Annotated in this window: 16 protein-coding genes and 2 tRNA genes; 9 read left to right on the top strand and 9 right to left on the bottom strand. The window is 47.2% G+C overall.

Features of this window, described 5'->3' with window-relative positions; all coding sequences use genetic code 11:
* Positions 1 to 50 precede the first annotated feature (50 nt).
* The 4 genes from EJV45_RS12400 to ileS form a co-directional block, all read right to left on the bottom strand.
* Positions 51 to 749: an SIMPL domain-containing protein gene (locus tag EJV45_RS12400; RefSeq protein WP_129716008.1), complete on the bottom strand. Its 699-nt coding sequence runs from the start codon at positions 747 to 749 to the stop codon at positions 51 to 53.
* A 348-nt stretch (positions 750 to 1,097) separates the two neighbouring features.
* On the bottom strand, positions 1,098 to 1,700 hold the full coding sequence (locus EJV45_RS12405; RefSeq protein ID WP_129716009.1) for a lipoprotein signal peptidase: 603 nt from the start codon (positions 1,698 to 1,700) through the stop codon (positions 1,098 to 1,100).
* Positions 1,700 to 2,083: a TraR/DksA C4-type zinc finger protein gene (locus EJV45_RS12410; RefSeq protein WP_129716010.1), complete on the bottom strand. Its 384-nt coding sequence runs from the start codon at positions 2,081 to 2,083 to the stop codon at positions 1,700 to 1,702. The genes EJV45_RS12405 and EJV45_RS12410 overlap by 1 nt, the downstream gene beginning before the upstream one ends.
* A 3-nt stretch (positions 2,084 to 2,086) precedes the next feature.
* Positions 2,087 to 5,476: an isoleucine--tRNA ligase gene (ileS, locus tag EJV45_RS12415; RefSeq protein ID WP_129716011.1), complete on the bottom strand. Its 3,390-nt coding sequence runs from the start codon at positions 5,474 to 5,476 to the stop codon at positions 2,087 to 2,089.
* A gap of 82 nt (positions 5,477 to 5,558) precedes the next feature.
* Here ileS and EJV45_RS12420 point away from each other — a divergent pair, with 82 nt between their 5' ends.
* Together EJV45_RS12420 and EJV45_RS12425 are read left to right on the top strand one after the other, a co-directional pair.
* A complete protein-coding gene (locus tag EJV45_RS12420) occupies positions 5,559 to 5,753 on the top strand; it encodes a hypothetical protein (protein WP_129716012.1) in 195 nt (64 codons plus the stop codon).
* Positions 5,754 to 5,761: 8 nt separating this feature from the next.
* Positions 5,762 to 6,055, top strand: coding sequence for an isoleucyl-tRNA synthetase (locus tag EJV45_RS12425; protein ID WP_205942378.1), 294 nt, complete (start codon positions 5,762 to 5,764; stop codon positions 6,053 to 6,055).
* Between the two features lie 601 nt (positions 6,056 to 6,656).
* Here the strand turns inward: EJV45_RS12425 and EJV45_RS12435 are convergent.
* Complete coding sequence (locus EJV45_RS12435) at positions 6,657 to 8,984, bottom strand: RND family transporter (protein WP_240755277.1); 2,328 nt, start codon at positions 8,982 to 8,984, stop codon at positions 6,657 to 6,659.
* 223 nt (positions 8,985 to 9,207) lie between these two features.
* On the opposite strand from EJV45_RS12435, the gene recO reads away from it, so the two are divergent.
* The 5 genes from recO (at position 9,208) to EJV45_RS12460 (ending at position 13,313) form a co-directional block, all read left to right on the top strand.
* Positions 9,208 to 9,933: a DNA repair protein RecO gene (recO, locus tag EJV45_RS12440; protein WP_129716014.1), complete on the top strand. Its 726-nt coding sequence runs from the start codon at positions 9,208 to 9,210 to the stop codon at positions 9,931 to 9,933.
* A gap of 65 nt (positions 9,934 to 9,998) precedes the next feature.
* Positions 9,999 to 10,073, top strand: a tRNA-Val gene (locus tag EJV45_RS12445).
* A gap of 389 nt (positions 10,074 to 10,462) precedes the next feature.
* The gene (locus EJV45_RS12450) at positions 10,463 to 12,547 is read left to right on the top strand and encodes a hypothetical protein (RefSeq protein ID WP_129716015.1); all 2,085 of its coding nucleotides are present in this window, start codon (positions 10,463 to 10,465) and stop codon (positions 12,545 to 12,547) included.
* Between the two features lie 93 nt (positions 12,548 to 12,640).
* Positions 12,641 to 12,715 (top strand) — tRNA-Val (locus EJV45_RS12455).
* A 34-nt stretch (positions 12,716 to 12,749) separates the two neighbouring features.
* On the top strand, positions 12,750 to 13,313 hold the full coding sequence (locus EJV45_RS12460; RefSeq protein WP_129716016.1) for a pentapeptide repeat-containing protein: 564 nt from the start codon (positions 12,750 to 12,752) through the stop codon (positions 13,311 to 13,313).
* Positions 13,314 to 13,506: 193 nt separating this feature from the next.
* Here the strand turns inward: EJV45_RS12460 and EJV45_RS12465 are convergent, their stop codons facing one another.
* Complete coding sequence (locus tag EJV45_RS12465) at positions 13,507 to 14,133, bottom strand: response regulator transcription factor (protein WP_129716017.1); 627 nt, start codon at positions 14,131 to 14,133, stop codon at positions 13,507 to 13,509.
* A gap of 309 nt (positions 14,134 to 14,442) precedes the next feature.
* Here EJV45_RS12465 and EJV45_RS12470 point away from each other — a divergent pair, with 309 nt between their 5' ends.
* Positions 14,443 to 17,256 carry an SdrD B-like domain-containing protein gene (locus EJV45_RS12470; RefSeq protein WP_129716018.1) on the top strand — a complete coding sequence of 938 codons (2,814 nt, stop codon included), beginning with the start codon at positions 14,443 to 14,445 and terminating at the stop codon, positions 17,254 to 17,256.
* A gap of 7 nt (positions 17,257 to 17,263) precedes the next feature.
* On the opposite strand, the gene EJV45_RS12475 is transcribed toward EJV45_RS12470, so the two are convergent.
* Genes EJV45_RS12475 through EJV45_RS12485 form a run of 3 tightly spaced genes read right to left on the bottom strand, consistent with a single transcriptional unit; the run spans position 17,264 to position 20,004 of the window.
* Complete coding sequence (locus EJV45_RS12475) at positions 17,264 to 18,664, bottom strand: hypothetical protein (protein ID WP_129716019.1); 1,401 nt, start codon at positions 18,662 to 18,664, stop codon at positions 17,264 to 17,266.
* Positions 18,639 to 19,448 carry a hypothetical protein gene (locus tag EJV45_RS12480; RefSeq protein ID WP_129716020.1) on the bottom strand — a complete coding sequence of 270 codons (810 nt, stop codon included), beginning with the start codon at positions 19,446 to 19,448 and terminating at the stop codon, positions 18,639 to 18,641. The genes EJV45_RS12475 and EJV45_RS12480 overlap by 26 nt, the downstream gene beginning before the upstream one ends.
* Positions 19,449 to 19,467: 19 nt before the next feature.
* Positions 19,468 to 20,004 carry a hypothetical protein gene (locus EJV45_RS12485; RefSeq protein ID WP_129716021.1) on the bottom strand — a complete coding sequence of 179 codons (537 nt, stop codon included), beginning with the start codon at positions 20,002 to 20,004 and terminating at the stop codon, positions 19,468 to 19,470.
* A gap of 949 nt (positions 20,005 to 20,953) precedes the next feature.
* On the opposite strand from EJV45_RS12485, the gene EJV45_RS12490 reads away from it, so the two are divergent.
* The gene (locus EJV45_RS12490; protein ID WP_129716022.1) at positions 20,954 to 23,908 is read left to right on the top strand and encodes a SusC/RagA family TonB-linked outer membrane protein; all 2,955 of its coding nucleotides are present in this window, start codon (positions 20,954 to 20,956) and stop codon (positions 23,906 to 23,908) included.
* Positions 23,909 to 23,914 lie beyond the last annotated feature (6 nt).

A 23,914-nucleotide genomic window follows, 5' to 3' on the forward strand; every position in this document is an offset into this window, starting at 1 on the left:
AATTTAAGGTCTGTCTTACCGATCAGCCTCTGTACAGCGCAGTATACAGGTTACCTGATTTCAAAGACGACATTGATATTGTAAGTCAGTTTAATTTTCTTGAAATCCAGTTCAGGTGCGGCTCCGGAGTCAGCCATTTCGGTTTTCGCCATAGCATAATTGCGGAAGACAGGCTGATTAATATTGTCGTTACCAAGGTCCTGGATATCGAGTGCACCTCCCAGCTTGTTACCTAATGCCTCAACCATGTAGGTTGCTTTTTCTTTGGCATCCATGAGCGCTTTGATCTTCATGTCTTTTCTTAGCTCTTTCAGTTTAGAATAATCATAACCATCAATATTTGTATTGCTGATGCCCTTAGGGTCGATGGCGCCAATGATTGAATTAAACTTATTAAGGTCGCTTACTTTTAGCCTGTATTGTTTGCTGGCCAGGAAGTCGGGGTTTTTCTTTTTCTCAGTAGCATAGTTGTAACTGGCGAGGTTGTTAACCGTAAGGTTTTCTTTTGCAATGCCGGCCTTTTGTACCGCCGCATACAACTGATTCTCCAGTTTGGTTATGTCTACTTTCCGCTTGCTGTTGTTGTTTTCCAAATATTCTTTGAGCGAAATATTCACGTAGATAATATCTGGTGTAACTTCGATCTCAGAATTTCCTGTTACAGTGATCTTTTTACGCAGGTCTGCTTGCTGTGCCATAGCGCCGAGGCTGAAGATGGTAGCAATGGCAAGTGTGATGAACTTTTTCATGTTTCTGTAGTTATGTGTGTTTGTCTTTCTTTGCCGGTATGATGAAAATATCATACCAATTCCACAAGATTTTTTTGAACTTGTAAGAAAAAAATGCGGTGCCTCGCGAAACGAAACCGGCGATATGAATGCTACAGTTTTGCAGAACAACACGAAATATCTTACATACATGACTGATATTTAGCGCAGTAATTTTCAGTGTGTCGCTTTAGAAGAGTGGCTTTGCTGTGAAAGCGCTGTGTAAAAAAATCCAGGATAAAGCCGAGATGCGTTGCTCCATCATGTTGTAGCAAAAAACGCATATAAAAAAAACTCCGGGGTGCCGGAGTTTTCTGTACTTATGTTGAGTTAGTCTTCTACAACTTCATTATTGATGCTGATCTCATCTTTCTGATCTTCTTTGAAATATTTCTTCTGAAAGATCAGGATAAGAATCACACCTACCGAAATGGCTGCATCTGCGAGGTTAAAAACCGGCCTGAAGAAAATGAAATCTTCACCGCCCCAGACAGGAAACCATGCAGGAAATCTACCCTCGATAATGGGGAAGTAAAACATATCCACCACCCGGCCATGCAGTAAGCTGGCATAGCCATAAATTTTCCCGTAAAATACCGAATCGATAATATTACCGACTGCCCCGGCAAAAATGAGCGCAACATTCAGTATCAGCCCGCGGTGGTATTTATGCCTGATAAGGTAATGCAGGCCATAACCGATGCCGGCTACAGCAACGATTCTGAATAAGGAAAGGGCAAGTTTTCCGAACTCGCCGCCAAACTCCATCCCAAAAGCCATTCCGTTATTTTCGGTGAAATGAAGGATGAACCAGTTTCCAAGTACTTTGTATTCCTGACCGTAAAACATGGTCGTCTTTACCCATGTCTTAATGGCCTGGTCCGCGATCAGGACAAGGAGAACGAGAATTAAGGGTTTGGTATATCCTTTCATTAAGACTGTTTCAATTTGGCTTCCATACTCAGTGTTGCGTGCGGTACCGCGCGCAGGCGCTCTTTCTGGATCAGTTTTCCTGTTTCCCGGCAAATTCCGTAAGTTTTATTTTCAATACGAACCAGTGCGTTTTCCAGGTTGTCAATAAATTTTTTCTGTCTGGCCGCCAGCTGATTGATTTGTTCTTTTTCCATGGTTGCAGAACCGTCTTCAAGCGTTTTATAGGTTCCTGAAGTATCTTCAGTGCCGTTTGCATTAGGGTTGCTCAATGATGAAGTCAGCTCATTGAACTCCTCTTTTGCAATGCGGAGTTTCTCCAGAATGAGTTCTTTAAACTCCTGAAGTTCAGCATCAGAGTAACGTGTTTTAGTGTTATTTTCCATGTTTTATTTTTTTGTAATCAAAATTTGAAGTTCAACATCTTCAATTACGATTTTGTTTCCAGTATTTAAAGTCCCGGTTAACTCTATTTTTTCTGCAAGAACTTCCTCACAAATGTAGGTTTGGTTGCTTTCAACCGCGTTTTTAATCAGTTCGTGATCCTGAAGCAACACACCAATTTTATCAGTTACTTCAAAGCCTTGTTCTTTGCGCAGATTTTGAATCCGGTTTACCAGTTCGCGCGATATTCCTTCCTGTTTCAGCGCGTCTGTAAGCGTTACGTCAAGTGCAACTGTCAGGCTACCCATATTGGTAACCTGCCAGCCTGGAATATCTTCCGCGATGATCTCGACATCTTCTATTGAGACCATATATTCAGTTCCCGGAACCTGGATTTCGCCAGCCTGTTCAAATCGGCTAAGCTCTTCCTGGGTCAGACTGCTGATTGCTGCGGCAACAGACTTCATATCTTTGCCAACCTTAGGTCCAAGCGCCTTGAAGTTCGGCTTTACCTTTTTCTTAATGAACCCTGCAGTGTCTGTGATGTATTCGATTTCCTTTACATTGGTTTCAGAAAGGATAAGTTCCTTAACCAGTTCAACCTTATCCTGGAACTCAGCATCAAGTACCGGTACGAGGATTTTTGCAAGTGGCTGACGGACGTTCAGGCTTGTTTTTTTACGGAGCGACAGCACCATTGATGATACCTGCTGGGCAAGCTGCATACGTTCGTTCAAGGCTCTGTCAGTCAGGCTCTGGTCAGCATCTTTCCAAATGCTCAGGTGGACCGATTGCTCACCTGTGTTTTTGACGTCGAGATTTTTATAGAGCCAGTCGGCAAAGAAAGGCGCAATCGGCGACATCAGCTGCGCTATCGTTTCCAGACACGTGAAAAGCGTTTCATAGGCAGATTTCTTGTCGCCCGTCATCTCACCTTTCCAAAAACGTCTGCGTGAGAGGCGTACGTACCAGTTGCTGAAGTGCTCGTCTACAAAGTTTTGAATAGCCCGCGCCGCTCTTGTCGGTTCATAGGCGGCATAACTCTCGTCGACCTCGGCAATGAGTGTCTGCAGCAGCGAAAGTATCCAGCGGTCAAGTTCTGCACGTGCGGAAACAGGTGTCTCGTTATCGCGGTCAATCTCAAACTTGTCAATGTTGGCGTAGAGCGCGAAAAATGCGTAGGTATTGTAAAGTGTTCCGAAAAACTTACGGCGCACCTCATCAAGACCTTCGGTATTAAACTTAAGGTTATCCCATGGCGATGCATTACTGATCATATACCAGCGGGTTGCATCTGCGCTATAGGTTTCAATTGTACTAAATGGATCTACGGCATTACCAAGACGTTTAGACATTTTATTGCCGTTCTTATCCAGAACGAGACCATTGGAAACCACGTTTTTAAATGCAATCCCCGGATTGTTCAGACGCGCATTGATGGCCATGATTTCCTCGCTCGATTCACTGAGCATCACCGCAATAGCATGAAGCGTAAAGAACCAGCCACGCGTCTGGTCCACACCCTCCGCAATGAAATCTGCCGGATAGGCATTTTCAAAAAGATCTTTGTTCTCGAATGGGAAGTGCCACTGAGCATACGGCATTGCGCCGCTGTCAAACCAGACATCGATCAGGTCAGCTTCACGTACCATTCTTTTTCCTGAGGCTGAAACGAGGATAACGTCGTCTACATACGGACGATGCATGTCTTTCAGGCTGAAACCTTCAGGCATGAATCCGGCAGCAATTGAATGTTGGATTTCGGCGTTCAGCTCTTCGATTGAACCGATACATTTTTCTTCTGTTCCATCTTCACTGCGCCAGATTGGCAACGGGGTTCCCCAGTATCTTGAGCGGGAGAGGTTCCAGTCAACCAGATTCTCGAGCCAATTTCCAAAGCGACCGGTTCCTGTAGCCTCGGGTTTCCAATTGATCGATTTATTGAGCGTTGCCATTTTTTCTTTAAGCGCCGTGGTTTTGATAAACCAGCTGTCGAGCGGATAATAAAGAATTGGCTTGTCAGTTCTCCAGCAATGCGGATAGCTGTGCTCGTATTTTTTTACATCAAATGCCTTATTGTCTTCTTTCAGTTTGATGGCAATGAGTACATCGGTCGGTTTAAAGTCGGCCGCAGCGCGTTCCTCGTCTGTATAGTACTCTTCCTTTACATAGCGGCCGGCAAAGTCGGTAACCTCCGGAAGAAACTTACCCTGTTTATCTACAAGCGGGAGTTCATTTCCCTTTTCGTCTTTGGCCATCACTGACGGAACACCATTTTCACGGGCCACACGGAAGTCGTCTGCACCGTAAACAGATGCAGTATGAACAATGCCTGTACCGTCTTCTGTTGTTACGAAATCGCCGGCAATTACGCGGAAGGCATTTTTCTCAAGCTCTTCATTGGTAATATAAGGCATGAGCTGGTGGTAGCGTAGGCCTACAAGTTCCGAACCCTCAAATTCGGCTTTTACAGACCACGGTATAAGCTTGTCGCCACCCTTATAGTTCTCAAAAGAAAGATCTTTTGCGTCAGCTTTGAAGTACTTTGAAACCAGGTCTTTTGCCATGACAACGCTGACCGGTAAAAAGGTATAGGGATTGAAGGTGCGGATCTTTACATAAGTGATCTTGTTTCCAACTGCCAGCGCACAGTTTGAAGGCAGGGTCCATGGTGTTGTTGTCCATGCAATGATTGCCGTCTCCTCGCTGTCATCTTCAAAAAGAACCGGGAGTAAGGGATGCTGCTGGTTACGCTTCAGTTTGAATTCTGCTGTGATGGACGTATCCTTGAGCATTTTATAGGTTCCAGGCTGGTTCAGTTCGTGTGAACTCAGACCGGTTCCCGCTGCTGGCGAATAAGGCTGAACGGTGTATCCTTTATACAGCAGTCCCTTATTATAGAGTTGCTTCAGGATCCACCAGAGCGTTTCGATATACTCGTTATGATAAGTCACATACGGGTTTTCGAGATCGACCCAATAACCCATTTTTTCTGTCAGGTCATTCCACACATCGGTATACCGCATAACTTCCTCCTTACAGGCCGAATTGTATTCTTCTACCGTAATCTTTTTCCCGATGTCTTCTTTCGTAATGCCGAGTTTTTTCTCAACGGCAAGCTCAATTGGAAGGCCATGGGTATCCCAGCCGCCTTTGCGCTTTACCTGAAAACCTTTGAGCGTTTTATACCGGCAAAAAATATCCTTGATGGCGCGGGCCATAACGTGATGAATGCCGGGCATTCCGTTGGCCGAAGGAGGACCTTCGTAAAACGTAAAAGGATTTGACTGAGGCCGGCTGCTGATACTTTTTTCAAAGATATTTTCAGATTTCCAGAACTCCAGTATTTCCTTTCCTATTTTGGCAAGCTCAAGTTGTTTAAATTCCCTATACATCAGTGCAGTATCGTTCAAAAATTAAGGTTGCAAAGTTAAGATTAATGATTGATAAATGGTAGTTTTGGCTTGAATTAAGTTTATGAGAAGTCAATTCCGGAAAGGCCTCGTGTGTATGATTGCAGCGCTGATACTCATTCCCATTGCAGCGTTGTTACGGGCAAGCGAAAGTTTCATTTTGGCGGGCCGGATTCTCCTGGGTTTCGGCATGGTTTTGGAAGTTGTTGGCCTGGCGCTGGTGCTTTCTGCATACATAGGCGGCAAAAAATCTAAATAAAAATCGCGATGAAGGTTGTAAAGGTTAAAAGGTCAGGTATTGCAGCGATCATGGGTATCCTGACAGCTGCTGCGGGTATGGTCATGAGCTCATATAAGATTACCGGGAGTGTGTATGTATTACAACTGGCGGGATTCCTGATGATTATGGCAGCCTTATTATTTTTGTACCCGATCCTGATTGCCCGTAAAGATAAAGAGGGAAATGTGCGGGTAATCACCGACGTAAAAGGACTTCATCATGTTGAAGAGCCAAAGCCTGATACGGAAGGCCAGGAAACCGTGGCCGGGCAGAAAGGTTGATATCCCTCAGGTTCTTGCTGCCCCGGAAAGCTGCTGTTTGATGCGAAGTTTCTGAAGGATGAATATCGCCAGTCATCTGCCGATTCGCAAAACCCGTCTCTTACAGGATTTGTGTGAATATACTCCACCAACGTGTGCAGGTAAATATCGTCAGTTACGGCGCGTCTCCTTGTTCTGTTAATAAACAACGCTCCGCGTCTTTTGAACATATTGTTGTACGATTTGGTATAGCTGTTCAGCAGGTTGCTGATCGGTTGCATCAGGTTTTTATGTCCTGATTCCTTCTGTTGTGGATGGAACCGCACGAGGAAGTGGAAGTGGTTGGGCATGAGGCAGTAACAATACGTTTGAGCAACGTGATCGATATATTCATGATATTTCTCTAAAAAATACCTGTAGTTTTCCCGGTTACGGAAAAGGTTTTCGCTGCCGACGGCATGATTAAAAATGTGATAAAAGCCTCCATCTGTGAAGGGATCAAAGTATTTCATAACATAAGGATGAAATATAAAGATATGTCAATTAATTAAAAGTTAAAAATTATCGCTAAATATTTGTTTTTGTCAGTGGGAATTCGTTTTTTTTAGATTATCAACACCTTCTAGGTTTTTAGAAACCTAGAAGGTGTTGTAGAAGGTGTTGACTTTTGCATCCAGAGCATCAACGCCGGCAGCAGCGTCAGATTGAAGATCAGCGCAACCAGAAGTGTGACAGATAATAACAGTCCAAGCACAACCGTGCCGCCGAAGGTTGACGCCGTAAAAATGCCGAAACCAAAGAAGAGGATCAGCGCAATGTGCGTCATGCTTACGCCCGTTTCTCTGATTGTCTCGCTGATTACCACCGGAACGGGCCGGCCGGTAAGCACAAGTTCCTGCTGATACCGTGTCAAAAAATATATTGTCTGGTCTGATGCCAGTCCAAAGGCAATCGTAAAGATCAGAATCGTTGACGGCTTGAGCGGGATACCTGCAAATCCCATAATTCCGGCCGTAATAACAAGCGGAATCACATTCGGCAGAAGCGAAATAAACATGACGGGCAAACTTCTGAATTGTACAAGACGCAGCAGCGAAATAAGCACAATAGCCAGCGCAACACTCTCGACCAGGTGCTTAAGCATATAATCTGTGCCTTTTGAGAAGATAATGCTTGAACCGGTTAGCATAACGTCGAAGCGTTTTGGGTTTAGCACTGAATCTATCCGCGGTTTGATTTCGCCCAAAAGCTTATCAAGACGCTTTGAGCCAACATCTGCCATCTGAAAACTTAACCGCGTCATCCGCCGGTCTTTATCAAGGAAATTCCCAAGCATATTTCCGTTGCCACCGGAGTTGGCAAGGTAAGACAAGATAAAGTTCTTTTCGATATCGCCCGGAAGCCTGAAAAAGGTGCTGTCGCCATTGTAAAAGGCCTGCGATGCGTATTTGAGTCCCATATTTAACGATACTGAACGCGAAAATTCCGGATAGGCTGCCAGCATCCGCTCAACTTTTTCAATCCGTTTCAGGTTTGCGAGGCTGAGTACCCCGTTTTTCTTCCGGGTGTCAATGCTGACTTCCAGCGGGAGGATCCCATCAAAATTACGTTCAAAAAATTTCAGGTCCTTCAAAATCCCCGAGCTCTTCGGTAAATCATCGACCACATAACCGTTCACATTGATCAGCATTACGCCGGCAGCGGCGATCAGTGTCAAAGCAATGCTCACGCCGTATATGAGTTTTCGCCTGCCCTGCACGAGCCTGTCTGCAAACAGCAGCATACGCGACAGTCCGCTTTTTGCAGTCTGCTCTTCGCTTACAGCCCTCGGCGCCGGCAAGTAGTTAAAAATAATTGGAATAAGGCAGAGGCACATAACCCAGGTAACCATCACATTTATGGCAGCCACACTCCCGAACTGCATCAGTAACTCGCTGCCGGTAAAATACAAGACGCCGAAGCCGATTGCGGCGGTAACGTTTGCAACGAGGGTCGTTTCTCCTATCCGCTGTATGGTAACTTTCATTGCCTCTGTTTTGTCGGCATGCTTACGGAGTTCGCCGTGGTATTTATTCAAAAGCAGAATACTGTTTGGTATGCCTATAATAACGATCAGCGGGGGGATCAGGCCAGTCAGGATCGTCAACTCGTAGCCAAACAGAACCAGCGTCCCGATACTCCAGACTACGCCCATAATAACGACAAGTACCGGAAAAAGTACAGCATAGAATTTCCGGAAGAAAACCGCAAGGATCAAGGCAGATACGCCGAGCGACAGTCCAAGGAAAAGTATAAACTCTTTTGATACAAGCTGACTCACCGCTGTACGGATGTAGGGCAGGCCTGACAGATGTACCTCGACGCCGGTTTCTTTGCTAAACGCACGTGCTTTCGCTTCGATTTCCTTCAACACCGGATTGCGCGCAGCCGAATTCAGTATCCTGGAGTCGAAAGTCACCGCCATCAATGTGGCGTTCGTCTGTTTGTTGAACACTAGTCCGTCGAAGAAAGGGATGTTAAACAGTTCCTGTCTGATCGAATCGACCTCCGCCTGGGTGTTTACTGGCCGGGCAGGTAACGGCTTCAGTATAAATTTCTGATTCGTGGTGTCCTTTTGCAGCGTGAAAATTTTCCCGGTAGAAAGAACTGCTTTTATGCCGGACAGCTTTTGTATTTCATTGCTAAGTAAAACCCATTTCGCGTAAAGGCGCCGTTCAAAAATATTTGGCGAACTGATGCCAAGCACCATGATGCTGCCATCTTCGCCAAACTGTTTTTTGAAAGCATTGTATTCGATAAACGCTTTATCTGTGAGGGGCAGGATCTTACTTCCGGCATATGAAAGCTGTACGTTTTTTGCCTGGAAGGCCATGAATATGGTTCCGGCAAGGAAAAAGAGGATAAAAAATATCCGGTTGCGCAGAATGAGATTGGCGAAGTGTTTCCACATAATGATTTAGAAGAATACCGCCTTACATGCGGTTTTGCAGGCAGCAGGTTCTGACAAAAATGCTATTTATTAGCATAATTCCATGGCTGACGGCGGTGAAATTATCGTGCTGATTGGCACAAATCTGAACAACGATCCTGGCATGCTGTTCGCCTGCCGGCGGATGGCTGTCAGACGCGAATGCAAAGCGCGAAAAACATTAACTTTGGATGAAAGTTGAACAATGTTATACAAGGTAAAAGGGATTGTACTTAAAACGACAGATTATTCTGAGAGCAGCGTGGTTGTACAGATATACACTGATGTGTTCGGCATCCAGTCTTACCTGATAAACGGTGTAAAAAAGCCGAAGGCAAAGATAAGGCTTAACATGCTGCAGCCTTTACATCTGGTTGATATGGTGGCGTATCACAAGCCGGCCAACCAGGTTCAGCGCGTTGCAGAACTGCGAACCTCACCTGTGTACTTAAGTATCCCTTACGATCCGATTAAACGCACGATTGTAATTTTCCTGAACGAGGTGCTTTACAAAAGCATCAGGGGGCAGGATGCAGATCAAAACCTGTTTGACTTTATTCATCATGCGTTATGCTGGCTTGATGGCTCAGTCGGGCATAACAGTAATTTTCACCTGTCTTTTTTATTAAAACTGACCGGATTTCTTGGTTTCGGACCCGGCGGTACGGGCAGGGGGGTACATCTGTACTTTGATTTGCAGGAAGGGGAATTTGGTTCTGCCCTGCCGTCTCATCCTTATTTTCTCGATGAAGAAGATGCGGATCTCTTTCTGAAACTGTTCCGGGAAAAATTTGAGGAACTTAATCATTTGCAAATCTCTGCAGCTACAAGGAAGTCGGTTCTCGGCAAAATATTGATATACTACCAGTTACATGTGGCAGGCTTCGGGGAGGTGAAATCTCATAAAATCCTCGAGGAAATTCTTTCCTAAAAAATTTTAAAAAATATTTGCAGAGTAAGATAATCGCGCTATATTTGCATTCCCAAACGGGACAAGGGAGATTAGCTCAGCTGGTTCAGAGCACCTGCCTTACAAGCAGGGGGTCACTGGTTCGAACCCAGTATCTCCCACAAAGAAGCCTGAAACGAAAGTTTTGGGCTTTTTTTATGCTTTTGTTGCTTTGGAGCGTCCCTACGGAGTCGGGGATCAAGCGGAAAAGTTGTGGGGAAGGGAATAAGTTTTTTACTTTGCGAGCTTATTTACTAGCCCTTGAATACTGCCGAACACAAGCTGATCAGTTTACTGCCCAGGGGATATTCGATTATGTCAATCTTACCGATGTAAGAAAGATGCCTCCGGCTTACCGCATTCTTAACATAGATTTCAGCATTTTGACCTTGTGGAACTTACGCAAGAACCGGCCGCTTACGTAAAAATTCTGAGTGATTTTTCGATTTAGCAAGGTCTATTTTGGGCATTTTTGGATTTAATTCGTATGTTGGTCTATTTATAACCTGATATGAACCTTCGAGCCCTATTTCTTACTGCCCTGCTTATTCAGGCATTTTTTGCGCATGCACAAGTGCGGTTAAATACCAAACAATTCAAGCCAAATGCGCAGGTAACCGCCAGTCAAAAAAATAATCTTGTCGACATCACCTGGCCCGTCGCCGAAAACAAGACCGGCAAAGTGACCTTCGATCTTTCCCCTGGCTCACCTCTGTTTAAATACATCGGCCTTGGCATAAAAGATCAATTCAAAGCAGTTTCTGAAGACCTCGATCCGGCATTCCTGCTCAGCGTCGGCAAGCGCGACCTGCTTTCGCAAAATGGATGGAACATCTTTTTTGATAAGGTGCCCCTGCGCCCCTACAAAACCTATCCGGTCGTTTTGAAAAAGACCGGAATCTCTGTAAAAACAGTGGGAAGCCGTACGGTGGTAAGCATCGGTAGCCTGACCGCCGACCGTTTTTCAGGTGAACTGGAGGTAACGTTTTATAACGGCAGTCCGCTGTTTAATGTTGCAGCCGTCATGTCTACGAAAGCCGATGCCACGGCTATCGTTTACGACGCCGGATTGATCAGCAGAACCGAAAAATGGAAAACGTTATCCTGGACAAATACCGCAGATCAGGTCGAGTCGGCCAAGGTTAGCTATGCAGACTCGGCCAGAAACTTGTCTGTAAAATACCGTACAATCAGTGCGCAGACCAGCGGCGGTTCCCTGGCGCTTTTTCCGGCACCGCACCAATACTTCTATCCGCTCGACGAAGCATTTAACCTGAAATTTATCTGGCATGGCAAACAGTACCGCAAGATGCTCGACGGGTATGGCATGGGCATCAGACAGGAACTGCAGGGCGACCGCCGTTTCGTTCCATGGTTTAATGCGCCTCCCGGTACACGTCAACGGCTTAATTTTTTCTGTCTTGTAGACGATGCGGGAAACACCCAGACGCTGAATGCCGTCAAAAAGTTCACAAATGCCGACAAGTATGTACAGCTTCCCGCCTTCAAAACAATGTCGAGCCATTTTCACAATGAATTTATTATGAATGTTGTGCTTGCGGGTAAGCCGATTCCCGAGAAACCCGAGTTTGTAGATGTGTTTAAACGCCTTGGTGTAGACATGGTGCATCTCGGTGAATTTCATTATACCGCTCATCCCAAAGGTCCCGATTCATTGCGTTTGCGGGAGCTGAAGGCCTTGTTTGAGCAATGTGAGCGCCTGTCTGATCATGAGTTTCTCCTTATGCCGGGCGAAGAGCCCAATGAATTTTTCGGCGGGCACTGGCTGCAGATCTTTCCAAAGCCGGTATACTGGATCATGTCGCGCAGAAATGGTGTTCCGTTTGTAGAGGAAAGGCCGGGTTTTGGTAAAGTATACCACGTAGGCAACCAGGATGATATGCTGCGGTTGCTGGAGCAGGAGCAGGGTCTGGCCTGGACCGCCCATGCGCGTACGAAGGGCTCCGTTAATGCGCCTGATATCTATAATCATGAGAACTTCTTCAAATCTGACCGCTTTATGGGTGCAGCCTGGAAAGCCATGCCTGCAGATCTGTCGCAACAGCGGTTAGGTAACCGAGTATTGGATCTTCTTGATGATATGAACAACTGGGGTGAGAAAAAAACGGTGATCACCGAGGCAGATCTCTTTACCATTACGAATGAGAATGAGATGTATGCACACATGAATGTAAATTACATGATGCTTGACCAGCTTCCTAAGTATAAGGATGGCTGGAAGCCTGTTGTTGATGCCATGCAAAAAGGGAAGTTCTTTGGTACCACGGGCGAAGTGCTGATGCACAAACTTCTTGTAAATGGAAAAGTTTCGGGTGAAACACTAAAGCTGAATGCTGATGGAACCGCAGATGTGCGTTTGAAACTAAGCTGGACATTCCCGATGAACTTTATCGAGATCATTTCGGGGGATGGCCAAAAGGTTTACCGCGAGCGCATTGACCTGACAGACACACAGGCATTTGGCACAAAAGAATTTGCATTCCGTCCCAAATTAAAAGGCCGGAAATGGATGCGTGTAGAAGCCTGGGATAGTGCGGTAAACGGAGCATTCAGCCAGACGTTTTACCTGCAATAGTACCATAAACCGGCGACTGCAAAAAATTAAAAAGCCTTCGCAGTTAATCCGGAATTTGTATATTCGCTGCTCGAAACAAACATTTCGAGCCCCGGGAGTTTAGCTCAGCTGGTTTAGAGCACTACCTCGACAAGGTAGGGGTCACTGGTTCGAACCCAGTAATTCCCACATCGTTTATCAGGCCACTTTCTAAGGCTGCTGCATGTCACAGAATTTTTTTCAGGATCAGGAATTTAGCCAGGTGTCTGTGCTGCAGCCGGGTACTTACAGCAATTGCCTTTTCAAAAATGCAGACCTGAGCAATGCCGTTTTCTCGGCATGCGCGTTTGTAGACTGCCTTTTTGAATCCTGTAACCTGAGTAACGCTACCCTGGCCAGAACGGCTTTGCGCAGTGTGCGCTTTAATGGCTGTAAAATTCTTGGTGTTCAGTTTAGTCAGTGTGATACATTTCTGCTTGATCTCGCTTTTGAACGATGCCAGCTCGATCTCTGTTCATTTTATAAACTTAAGCTTAAAAAGATCAGGTTTGTCAAATGCAGCCTCCGCGAGACCGACTTTACCGGTGCAGATCTGTCCGAAGCACGCTTTGATGAGTGCGACCTCATGATGGCTCTCTTTGACGGCACAGTTTTGCAGAAAGCGGATCTCCGGACAGCGTTCAATTACACGATCAGACCTGACAAAAACCAGATTAGAAAAGCAAAATTTTCAAGATCAGGACTTGAGGGATTATTGAGTGATTTCGACATAATCATCTCACCCTAGCCGCTTGCAGGTAAGGCGGTGGGTGGGCTCCGCTGTTCGTTGCTGGAGGCCTGGCCATCTAAACCCGGTCGCAGCGGCAGCCCCTGTATACAGGGCTATAGCGGAGAACGGGACCTGCCCTACGTTGTAATGCAGGCCTGGCTTTTCAGAACAGTGAAGGGAACGAATATTTGCGTTGCTGGTTCGCGTATTTTTATCCTGTTCGCTTAACTTCCTGCTGATGAAGCAACATGGTGATGAGCTCGCCCTTGCTATGAATATTCAGTTTCCGGTATACACGTTTTATATATACACGAACCGTATCAAGTGCAATGTTATAACGGTCGGCAACCAGTTTATAACTCAGGCCATCTACAATCCCTTTGGCAATTTGCAGTTCGCGCGCTGTTAACAAATCCTCCTGCTGTCTTGCCAGCTGCATCTGGCTGATCAGGTTTCTGGAAATACCCGGACTCAGGAATGAACCGCCGGCGAATGTAACCGAAATTGCTTCTGAGAGGTTTGACAGACATGTCTTTTTTGTCAGGTAACCTAATGCGCCGTAACGAAAGCAGGAATAAGCAACCTGCAGGTCGCTCTGGTCGCTAACAATCAAAATTGTAATTCCGGGCGCACGGAGCCGGATCTTGTGAATTATCCTCGGATCGAAGCCCTCTATGTCAATGAGCAGCACGTCGGGAAAGGATGCCCGGTTTGTCAGTGCATCGAAATTAAATCTGGAAATGGCATACGCCATGTTTCCCTTAGTCTGACCCCTGAGGGTCTGTTCGATCTTCGCCAATGCAAAAGGATCTTTGTCAAGTATACCGATCTTCATCATAGGGGAGATTTCTTCTTATGTTAATAAGTTGATGGTACTATGCGTTTAAACATATAACCGACTGTAAAGTTAGAGGTCCAGGAAGCTAAATCCAGGATCGCGTCACCGTGAAACTCAGAAATCGGCAATAAACTTATGTCAGACAGCCTTTTATACGTCTGTTCTTTTTGTTCGTTCCCTGCACGTCAGGTATGTGATTTTTGTTCACAAAAAGTGCCCTCAGATTCGTTACATCGACATGTGATGGCTGATTCTTCGCTATTCAGTCGGAAATGCAGACCTTGATTTTTATTAAATGAGCCCGAGAAAATGGCTGGATATATACGCATTGCCATTACGATATTTTTCATGTTTTGTCAGTCCGGTTTGCTGCATGGGCAGACTGCTGCGTTGCGCTGTGTGTTTGAGGTCGACACCGTAAGGGTGAATGCTGGGCAAACATTTTCGAATACCCTGATACTATCAAATACCAGTGGCCGGCCACTCAGACTTTTTACAGATGCCGCAGGGACAGCAGCAAAGCAGGGGCTGATCAATATTCCTCCGGTGATTGATATTGGCGGCGGCGAACGCAAAAGTTTTCCGGTGAAATATCTGGCTAACCAGGAGCTGCTGACTTCGGTGGTTCAAAGTTTTACTATTCGGTTTCGGGAAACAGAAGGCGCTGGATCAGGGATTTCAGCCACCTTCTGCGTACAACTCGATCAGATTGCCGGAATCACCTTAACAAGCAGTCAGAATGAATATTACCTGAACCCGCAAACGGGCCTGGTACAGCTTATGATCCAGTGCAGCAATGACGGGGTACTACCTGCTGAGGTCAGGCTGGAGCTTACCGAACTGCCAGAGGGGCTTGATTTTACGCTGGACAAATCGACCATTACCTTACGCCCGGGAGCGCGGCAGCTTGTGCCTGTTCAGGCACGTAACCGCTCGGGCAGCCGGCAGGCCGTAGATTTTAATGTGAAAATAGATGCATTGGATCTCAATGGGAAGCAGCTGGCAAGTCACCGCATCCGCATACTGAACCTGAGCAGCATACGCCGTGCAGGGTTGGCCGACGGTCCCTTTGCAAAAAACCTGAACAATGCGGCGGCCCTAAGGTACATGACGATCAGTAATGCGGCGTCATTTTACCAGTTACAGGCCAACGGAAAAATAGATCTGTCTTCGTCAGATGCGCTGAATTACCGGCTTAACCTGGACTACTACCAGCAGCACCTGCAAGGCATAAATTTGTACGACACTCATCTGGATTATGAAGGGAAAACATGGGGACTGAAGGCCGGGAACATATACGAAAACCTGGATTACGCCCTCGGCGGAAGAGGTGTGAGAGCAAGTCTGAAATTTGGCGACGATCGTCGCTTAAGCGTTTATGGTCTGCAGAATAACTATATGCTGGTCAGCGGCGCGTCGCCGGCACTGCCTGGAGCAAACATTGCTGCACTTAATTATAACTTTCTGGCCGGAGACCAGCAACAAGGCCGGCTGACCTACTTATTCAGCGATGATAATTATTTCGGACAGCGCAGTCACATGTTTAGCGGCAGAACGGGTTTTCGTCTGGGCAACTATCAGCAGCTCGGTTTGGAAGGGGGTTTAAGTAATGAGCTTTCTGACAGCGGCAATTCAGCGTCGGGGTTTGCCGGGGGCCTCAGTTACCAGTTTAGTACACAGCAATGGCAGCTGTCCAGTTTGAATTATTTCAGCAGCCCATACTTTGTAGGCTTGCGACGCGGTCTCTTCCAGTCGGAAACGCGCCTGCTCCATACGGGCACAAACGGTGCACACTATGGCGCCCGCCTGAGTCTGATGACCAATGATCCGGCGTTTCAGACTTCAAGGATGGGGTTCAGATTTCTTTCAAACCGCAATACTATAAATATTTATGAACTGACATTCGGAAGGTCAGCAGGTGCATTCAGCTTTGATATCAGACCTTACCTGCTTGACCAGCGGCTCGCCGGCACTCATTATTTTCAGCCTGTATCTACAGGCTTCAACTGGCGGTCTTCGGCGCTGAGGACCCAAGTGCAGACCGGGTTTTCTCTTAAATCGCATACATTAAATCTGCAAACGGACTATGGCTATGTGTTCAGGAACACTGCAGCAGGCACAGAAAACCGGTACCATTCACTGCGCCTGAACGCCAGTTACACAAACAACTGGTTTGGTTTGAACGGCTATCTGCAGTTGAACCCCTATTACCTCACCGATGCACTTACTGTTATTTCTAACGGCCGCTTCAAAATCTTCTCTATAGGTCCGAATACAAGTTTCACCGCTTTCAGGGAGCGGCTGAAGGTTCAGGCTTCAGCCCAGTACAATGATTACGGCGCATCCGGAAACAAAAACTATTCTGTAAATGGCAATTTGCGCTGGGTACTGCCTGAAAACTGGGCACTATCTGCAGATATATTTTACACGCTCATTCGGTCTGGTTTTTTGAGCAGCATGACCGAAGTTGCTCTTCCCGATGCACGGTTTGATACAAGGCAGTTCCGTATCGGCGTTGAGAAACAGTTTGCAGGCATCAGCCACGGTGCCCGGAAAAAACTCGAACTGCGCTATTTTGAGGATAAAAATAACAACGGCGTTGCCGAGCCCGGCGAGCGCGCGCTGTCGGGTCTGACAATCAGGGCCAACCAGGAGACTGCTGTAACAAATAGCAAAGGTGTTGTTAAATTCTATAACATGAAGGCCGGAAACTACAAGATAGAAGTGCTGAACAGCCGTGAATGGTCTATGCAGCAGCCGCTGGCCCTTGCATTGGGAAAAAACAAGCGAATGGATGTCGCTGTCACCAAAACTATGGTCCTGAAAGGCCGCCTGGTTATGACCGGCAAGCAATACCTGGAAACCTCGCCCGAACTTGCCGGTTTGCGCGTGCATGCAGCCGACCGGCTGGGCAGAACCTTTGAAACACTGACAGATGCCGGCGGCACCTATTTTTTACACCTGCCCGAGGGCAGCTACCAGGTCTCGATTGTTGCCAAAGACCTTCCCATCTCGATCGTAAATGCCCGGAACAACGTCACCCTCGAATACGGAAACCTGCAGCAGGTACTTGATTTCAAATTCAGGGACGAACGCCGTAGGATCGAAGTTGTTCGTTTCTAACCAACGATTACAATGCGGTGAAACTATAAATAACAGCGGCTGAATAATTACCTGAAGGTTTGTTTAACAGCTGAGGTGTGTTTGCTGCGGGGATGCTGTAAGCAATGTTCAGGCTGCGGTCTGTTTCAGGTGCTGCATTGGCAATAAGCAGCTGCGGAGTAGTGGATAGCGTTACCGTGTTCATCCCGGTCTGATTTGTGCCGGGACCTATACGCATGACTGAAACCGGGATGGTATTGGAGCCCGAACTGAAGCTGGCAGAAGTAGCCCGGACATAAACGCTATATGGCGTTGTGCGGCTCAGGCGAATGTGCGAGGCCATCTGAGTCGTAAGTCCCTGCCTCCAGGCCTCAGCGGTATTAAAGGCCAGGCCAACTGACGTCTGGTTCGCCGTAATTTCAGACAGATCACTCACGACCACCTGCAGCGTGCCTGACCGGGTTGACTGCAACGGACCTGAGGGATAAATGTCAGTCGGTTTACTATAGGTAAATGTAATAGGAACAGAATAGGTGCCGGCCTGCACGAATGACTGCCTGAGGTTCGCTCCGGTTATAGAAAAGGTAGCAGTGAGCATTTGGTTGTTGGCAGCCGGAACAGCCACATTGCCCGTGCTGATCAGGTTCTGCGGCGTGCTTGCAAGCGGAACAGAAACTGCATTCGACAGCCCGGTAAGCACGGTATTGACGCTGTTTGTTGCTGTAACCGGTAACTGTGCATAAGGCGCTGCAGTTGTAAAGCTGAAATTGTTTGCACCAGAAGCAAGCGCCGGCACGTAGGGTACGGTAGAGGCAACATTAAATGTATTGCTGGTGCTGATACCTGCTGCCGACCGGAAAAAAGACAGGTCATTTACGGCCATGGTAATGGTTCCGAGGGTGGAGGCCGGGGTTATAAAGGCCGGGACCTGGATGTTTAGTTTTTGCGTGACAGGGATGATCTGGTTGGGAGCTAAGCCACCGGTATGAAATTCCAGCTCAGCCTGATAATTTCCGGCAATCCAGCGTTGTATGGACGTTACGACCCTGTAATCGATAAGAACAGGACCTGAGGCAACGGTTGCAAGGCTGGCGTACATATTTCCCGTAGCGGTACTCAGCGTTACCTCCTGAGAAAATCCGAGCAATGACAGTGAGCCGATGCTTCTTAGCGTTAGCCTTGTGGTATTTAAAGCAACGTTTGATGAACCCCCAACCGTATTTGCAAACGTTGATGTGTTTGAACGGACCGAAAAAACGGGCAGAAGACCAAGCACGCTGTTATAATTGCCGGTACCTAATGATGCGGTGTAGTCGCTCCGTGCAGAAATGTTTGCCTCGGGCAGTATGATGTTAAGCTGTGCAATACAAGACCATGGCAGCAGCCAGCCCAGCAGAAACAGTCTAATATGTAATCTCTTTTTCAGCAACTTTCAGATTGTATTGGCTTCCTGCGTCGAGAATGGCAATACCCAGAAAGTTTCCTTTCAACCCGGCAGGTAAGTCGATATTGACCCATTGAGCTGCGCCTGGCAGCATAGCAATGGCAACCGGCGATACCCTGGTTTCCTCGCCGGTCGTTTTATTGGTTAGTTCAAAACGTACATAGGCATCTTTATTCAACTGCCCGTCGTTTCTTATTTTCAGCATCATACGCCTTACGGGCTTACCTGAAACTTCGACCTGACCCTTATCCAGGAAGGCCTCGAAGTTAAGCTGCCCGGGTGTCAGGCCATCCGGTACATGGTAGATCTGAATGCCTACTTCAAACAGGATGTTGAGGCCGATAGCCTGGCGGTTGCCGTTTGCTGCCGACTGTTCCCTGACCTGCGTAAAAAACAGCATGCTCCTGGTCAGTTCAGCCGCATCCGCGCCGGCGGGGATGGTAAAGGAGAAATTGACAACCCTGGTTTCTCCGGGCGCAACCCGCACGCTATTTGCCTGCAGGCCAATCCAGGCTGCGTTTGATCCTTTTAACTTTCCCGGCAGATGATAGACTTTGGTGCCCAGCGAGTCCCGCTCCCAGTCTTTCACGCTTGCCACAAAATTAAGTTCACGCGGTGATGTATTGGTGAACTGAACGGACCGGGTAACTGTTTCTCCGGGCTGGCCCTGTATAAATATCCTCGACGGCGAGATGGAGATGCCCTGTGCCCGGGTAAACAGGGGAACCAGAAGCAAAAAAAGTATCCCCAGCATGCCTTCTACTCTCATCAGCCGGTTTTCCTGCATATTACAACTGGGTAGCGGTATACACTACGGTTGTTGAATAAATCGAAGCGGATCTGCCCAGCAGCGGAGTAGCATCGGGTATAGCATAGTTGATATTATAGACCGCCCCGACTGTTGGCACTGCATTGGTGATAATGGGTGCAGGCGTTTGCGACAAGGCTTGTGTTGCCGGTGTACCGCCATTCAATGTTGCCGGGTCAACGCTGATGTTTACAACACCAAGCGATAGTGGCGTAGGGTCTGTAGCAACGACGGTAAATGGGGTCTGCGCTGCTGCCGTTATCGTATAATTCCGGTTACTGACTACCGTAAAGTGCCCCGGCTTACTGACGGTTTTCGGCGCGGTATAATCTGCTGCCGATGCATAAACAAAATTCACCGTTGGCGTGGCTCCAAGCGCAATCGATATCACTGACGCTGACAGATCAATGTTAACCGTAACGGGTTGCGATGTTGCAGACGATTGAGCCAGGGAGGTTGTGCCGGTGGCAAACACGGCAACTGCGGCCGCGATTAAAGAGTGCATGTACTTCTTCATGAGCATTCGTATTGTTATAAGGCAAAATTAAGGAAAGGGTATTTCTGATGGTTAAACAAGGGCCTGTGTGGCTGTCACATCTGCATGTGATGATTGAAAAAAGCTCCGTACACCCCATCTTAATCGGGGTTTGAAAATAGTGGTCTCGTTGCACCGGTTGTTAATTAATGATTGAGTGCGTCAGGCAGACCTGCGTTTCATTCTGAAAAAAATGGCGTGAACATCAGGCAAGCTGCCTTGGGTACCCGACTGAAGCATGAGAATGAGCCAGCCGCCATACAGGCAGGCAGCATTCAAAGATTCGGCTCACATCTGGCTGCGGCTTATTGCAGTCAGTAGACGGTGTGCATCCATACTTTTTCACCCGGACGCCGGTAGGCAGATGGCTTCCTTGCGACTGACCCAGCTCAGGCAATACCAAACACCTCACTGTTATGAGTAGGCTTACTGAATCAATTTGATCTTATTTTCCGGCAAGGCATCACTACCCGGCAGGTGGCCGGCCGGCCTTCAGAAAATGCGTGGAATTAAGGACGTCTCGGTATGAATTTTCAAACAAAAAATGTGAAGCCTTAGTGTAAAATACGCAGAATTAACTCCAAAATTCGGGAACGTTCCCGAATTTTGGACGCCGAATTGATCAAACTGGTCGGGAACGTTCCCATATTGCCTGCCGCGAAATGGCTTAGTGTAATAAATACACATAACAACATTTAAGTATATTTGTAATAACCTGATAACCAACGATAAATTGACGATTCCTTATCTGCTTTTTGTTGGTTTCATTCCCGGGAATCATCAAACAGGCGCAAGATTTTACATGCCATTTTTTGCGCTAAAAAAATATTTTAAAGAAACACTTTGAAATGAAAAATGCTGCTGTAAATTAGTCTTTGTGTAAAGAACTAAAAAGTTTAACCAAATTCTAACCATTAACCGAGCTAAAAGTATGAGAATATTTTACCTGCTTAAACAGGGGCTGTTTGTACTGTTTATGCTGGCCTCAGCAGCAAGTTTTGCGCAATCCGGCACCGTTACCGGAAAGGTCCTCGACGAGACCGGCGTTGGCCTGCCTGGCGCTACCATCCTCGTGAAGGGTGGACCCAAAACAACCCAAACCGACGTAGAAGGTGCTTTCCGCCTCAGCGGACTGGAAAACGGAAGCCTTACCCTGGCCGTAAGTTACATCGGCTACCAGACCCAGGAAAGATTAGTGACTGTTTCCGGGAACGTTACCGTAGAATTCAGATTGCAGCCAGACGCGCAAAAACTTAATGAGGTCGTTGTGATCGGATACGGGACCACTGAAAAGAAAAACCTTACCGGCTCTGTCGCCACCGTTACATCACGCGAGTTTCAGCGCGGCAACATTACCTCACCTGAGCAGCTTATTGCTGGTAAAGTGGCCGGTGTTTCCATTACCACCAACAGCGGACAGCCGGGAGCAGGTTCAACCATTCGTATACGCGGCGGCGCCTCACTCAATGCTACCAACGATCCCCTCATTGTGATAGACGGAAATCCCTTTAGCGGAAACGGCATTAATAACGTCGCCAACCCGCTGAGTCTGATCAACCCGAATGATATTGAAACATTTACCGTTCTAAAAGATGCAAACGCTACAGCCATTTACGGATCCCGGGCATCAAACGGCGTGATACTCATTACCACAAAAAAAGGTACGCGCGGAGCTCCTGTCATCAATTTCAGCACAAATAATTCCTATTCGACTGTTGCCAGAAAGGTTAGCGTATTTTCTGCCGACGAGATCCGTGCCTATGTAAATGCCAATGGCAACGCGACTCAGAAGGCCCTGCTTGGAACTGCGAACACCGACTGGCAGGATGAAATTTACCGCAACGCATTTTCGACCGATAATAACCTAAGTATATCGGGATCGTTCAAAAACGTTCCTTACCGATTTTCAGCAGGTTACCTGGATCAGAATGGTCTCATCATAACCGACAGGCTTGGCCGCAGCACGGGAAGTTTTAACCTGAGTCCCAGCCTTTTCAATGACCACCTGAAAATTAACCTGAGCCTGAACGGTTCCATGAGCAACTCACATTTTGCGCATGGTGATGCCATTAATTCAGCAATTCAGTTTGACCCAACGCAGCCGGTTTATGCGAATAACGCCTTTGGCGGATATTTTGAATGGGTGCAGGGCGCAGTGCCAAATCCGAATGCTCCGCGCAACCCGGTAGCTCTCATTCGCCAGCAGGATAACAACGGTAAGGCTGACCGGAGTTTCGGTAACCTGACCCTCGATTATTCCTTCCACTTTCTTCCTGAGTTGCATGCAAACGTAAACCTTGGCTACGATGTCAGCAAGGGCCAGGGGGCCATTTATGTACCGGAATTCGCGGCGCAAAGCGTATCTACACGGGGCAGCATCAGGCGTTCGCTGAGCACCCAGAATAACAAAACATTTGAAGCGTACCTGAGCTACAATAAAAACCTGAGCGGTATCAACAGCAATATCAACGCAGTTGCGGGTTATGGTTTCTATGACATCTCGCAGCGCGATTACAACTTCGAAGAGCGCAATGCGGTTGGCGGCATCATAACAACGCCGGTATTCCCCTTTGCAGACCAGGAAAACAGAATGCTGTCTTATTACGGAAGATTGGTTTATACCCTGGCAGGTAAATATATCCTCTCGGGCACCATCCGAGCAGATGCATCATCAAAATTCAGCGAGTCTGGCCGCTGGGGATACTTCCCTTCCGCAGGCTTTACCTGGCGGGCCATCGACGAAGATTTTCTTAAAGACAGCAAGGTCTTTTCTGACCTGAAATTCCGTCTCAGTTATGGTGAAACCGGTCAGAAAGATGGCATAGGCAACTATGAGTATTTCTCCAAATATTACGCAAACAGCAATACCGGACAGTATCAGATCGGCGATACGTTTTATAACTATTACAGTCCGGCGGCATATGATCCCGATCTGCGCTGGGAAAGTACGACAACCTATAACGCCGGGATCGACTACGGTTTTGCTAAAGGCCGCGTTTATGGTAGTATTGATGCGTATTACAAAAAGACACGCGATCTGTTGAGCACAGTCAACATCCCCGTCGGAACAAATTTCAGCAACCTGTTAACCACCAACGTGGGTAATATGGATGTTCGGGGTCTGGAGGCAAGCGTTAATTTCGGCCTTGTTAAAACAGAAAACCTGAGCTGGGACCTTGGTGTAAACGGAGCCTATAATAAACGCACTGTTACGAACCTGACCCTTTATCCGGATGCCTCGGGCCGGGTTGCCGCGGGCGAAATTACCGGCGGTACCGGAACGGTTGTAAAATACAATTCGGTCAATGAAAGACCGGGCTCATTCTTTGTTTACAAACAGGTTTATAACGCTGAAGGCCGTCCGCTGGAAGGTGTTTACGAAGACACGAACGGCGATGGGATCATCAATACCAGCGACCAGTATTTCTACAATTCGCCGGATCCTGATTTTGTGTTTGGCCTGAACAGTTCACTGACCTGGAAAAGGTTAACATTAAGCACCGTGCTTCGCGCCAACCTTGGCAACTATGTGTATGATAACGTGTCTTCAAATTTCGGCATCCGCACCAATATCCTCAGCCCGAGCGGACTGATCAACAATTCGGTAAGCGATTTTTATAATACAGGGTTCCAGACCAATCAATTTTTGAGCGACTATTATGTTGGTAATGCGTCGTTCCTGAAAATGGATAATATCGGCCTCGTTTATGATGCCGGCCGCCTCTCGAAAACGGGAACTGCTACCCTGCGCGTATCTGCCAACTGCCAGAACGTGTTTGTATGGACAAAATACAAAGGGCTCGATCCTGAACTGACAAGCGGCATTGATTACAAATTGTACCCACGCCCAAGAATTTACACGCTGGGTCTGAATGTTGGTTTTTAATCTCCT

The sequence above is a fragment of the Pedobacter sp. SYP-B3415 genome, from assembly GCF_004138205.1.
Classification (GTDB): domain Bacteria; phylum Bacteroidota; class Bacteroidia; order Sphingobacteriales; family Sphingobacteriaceae; genus Pedobacter.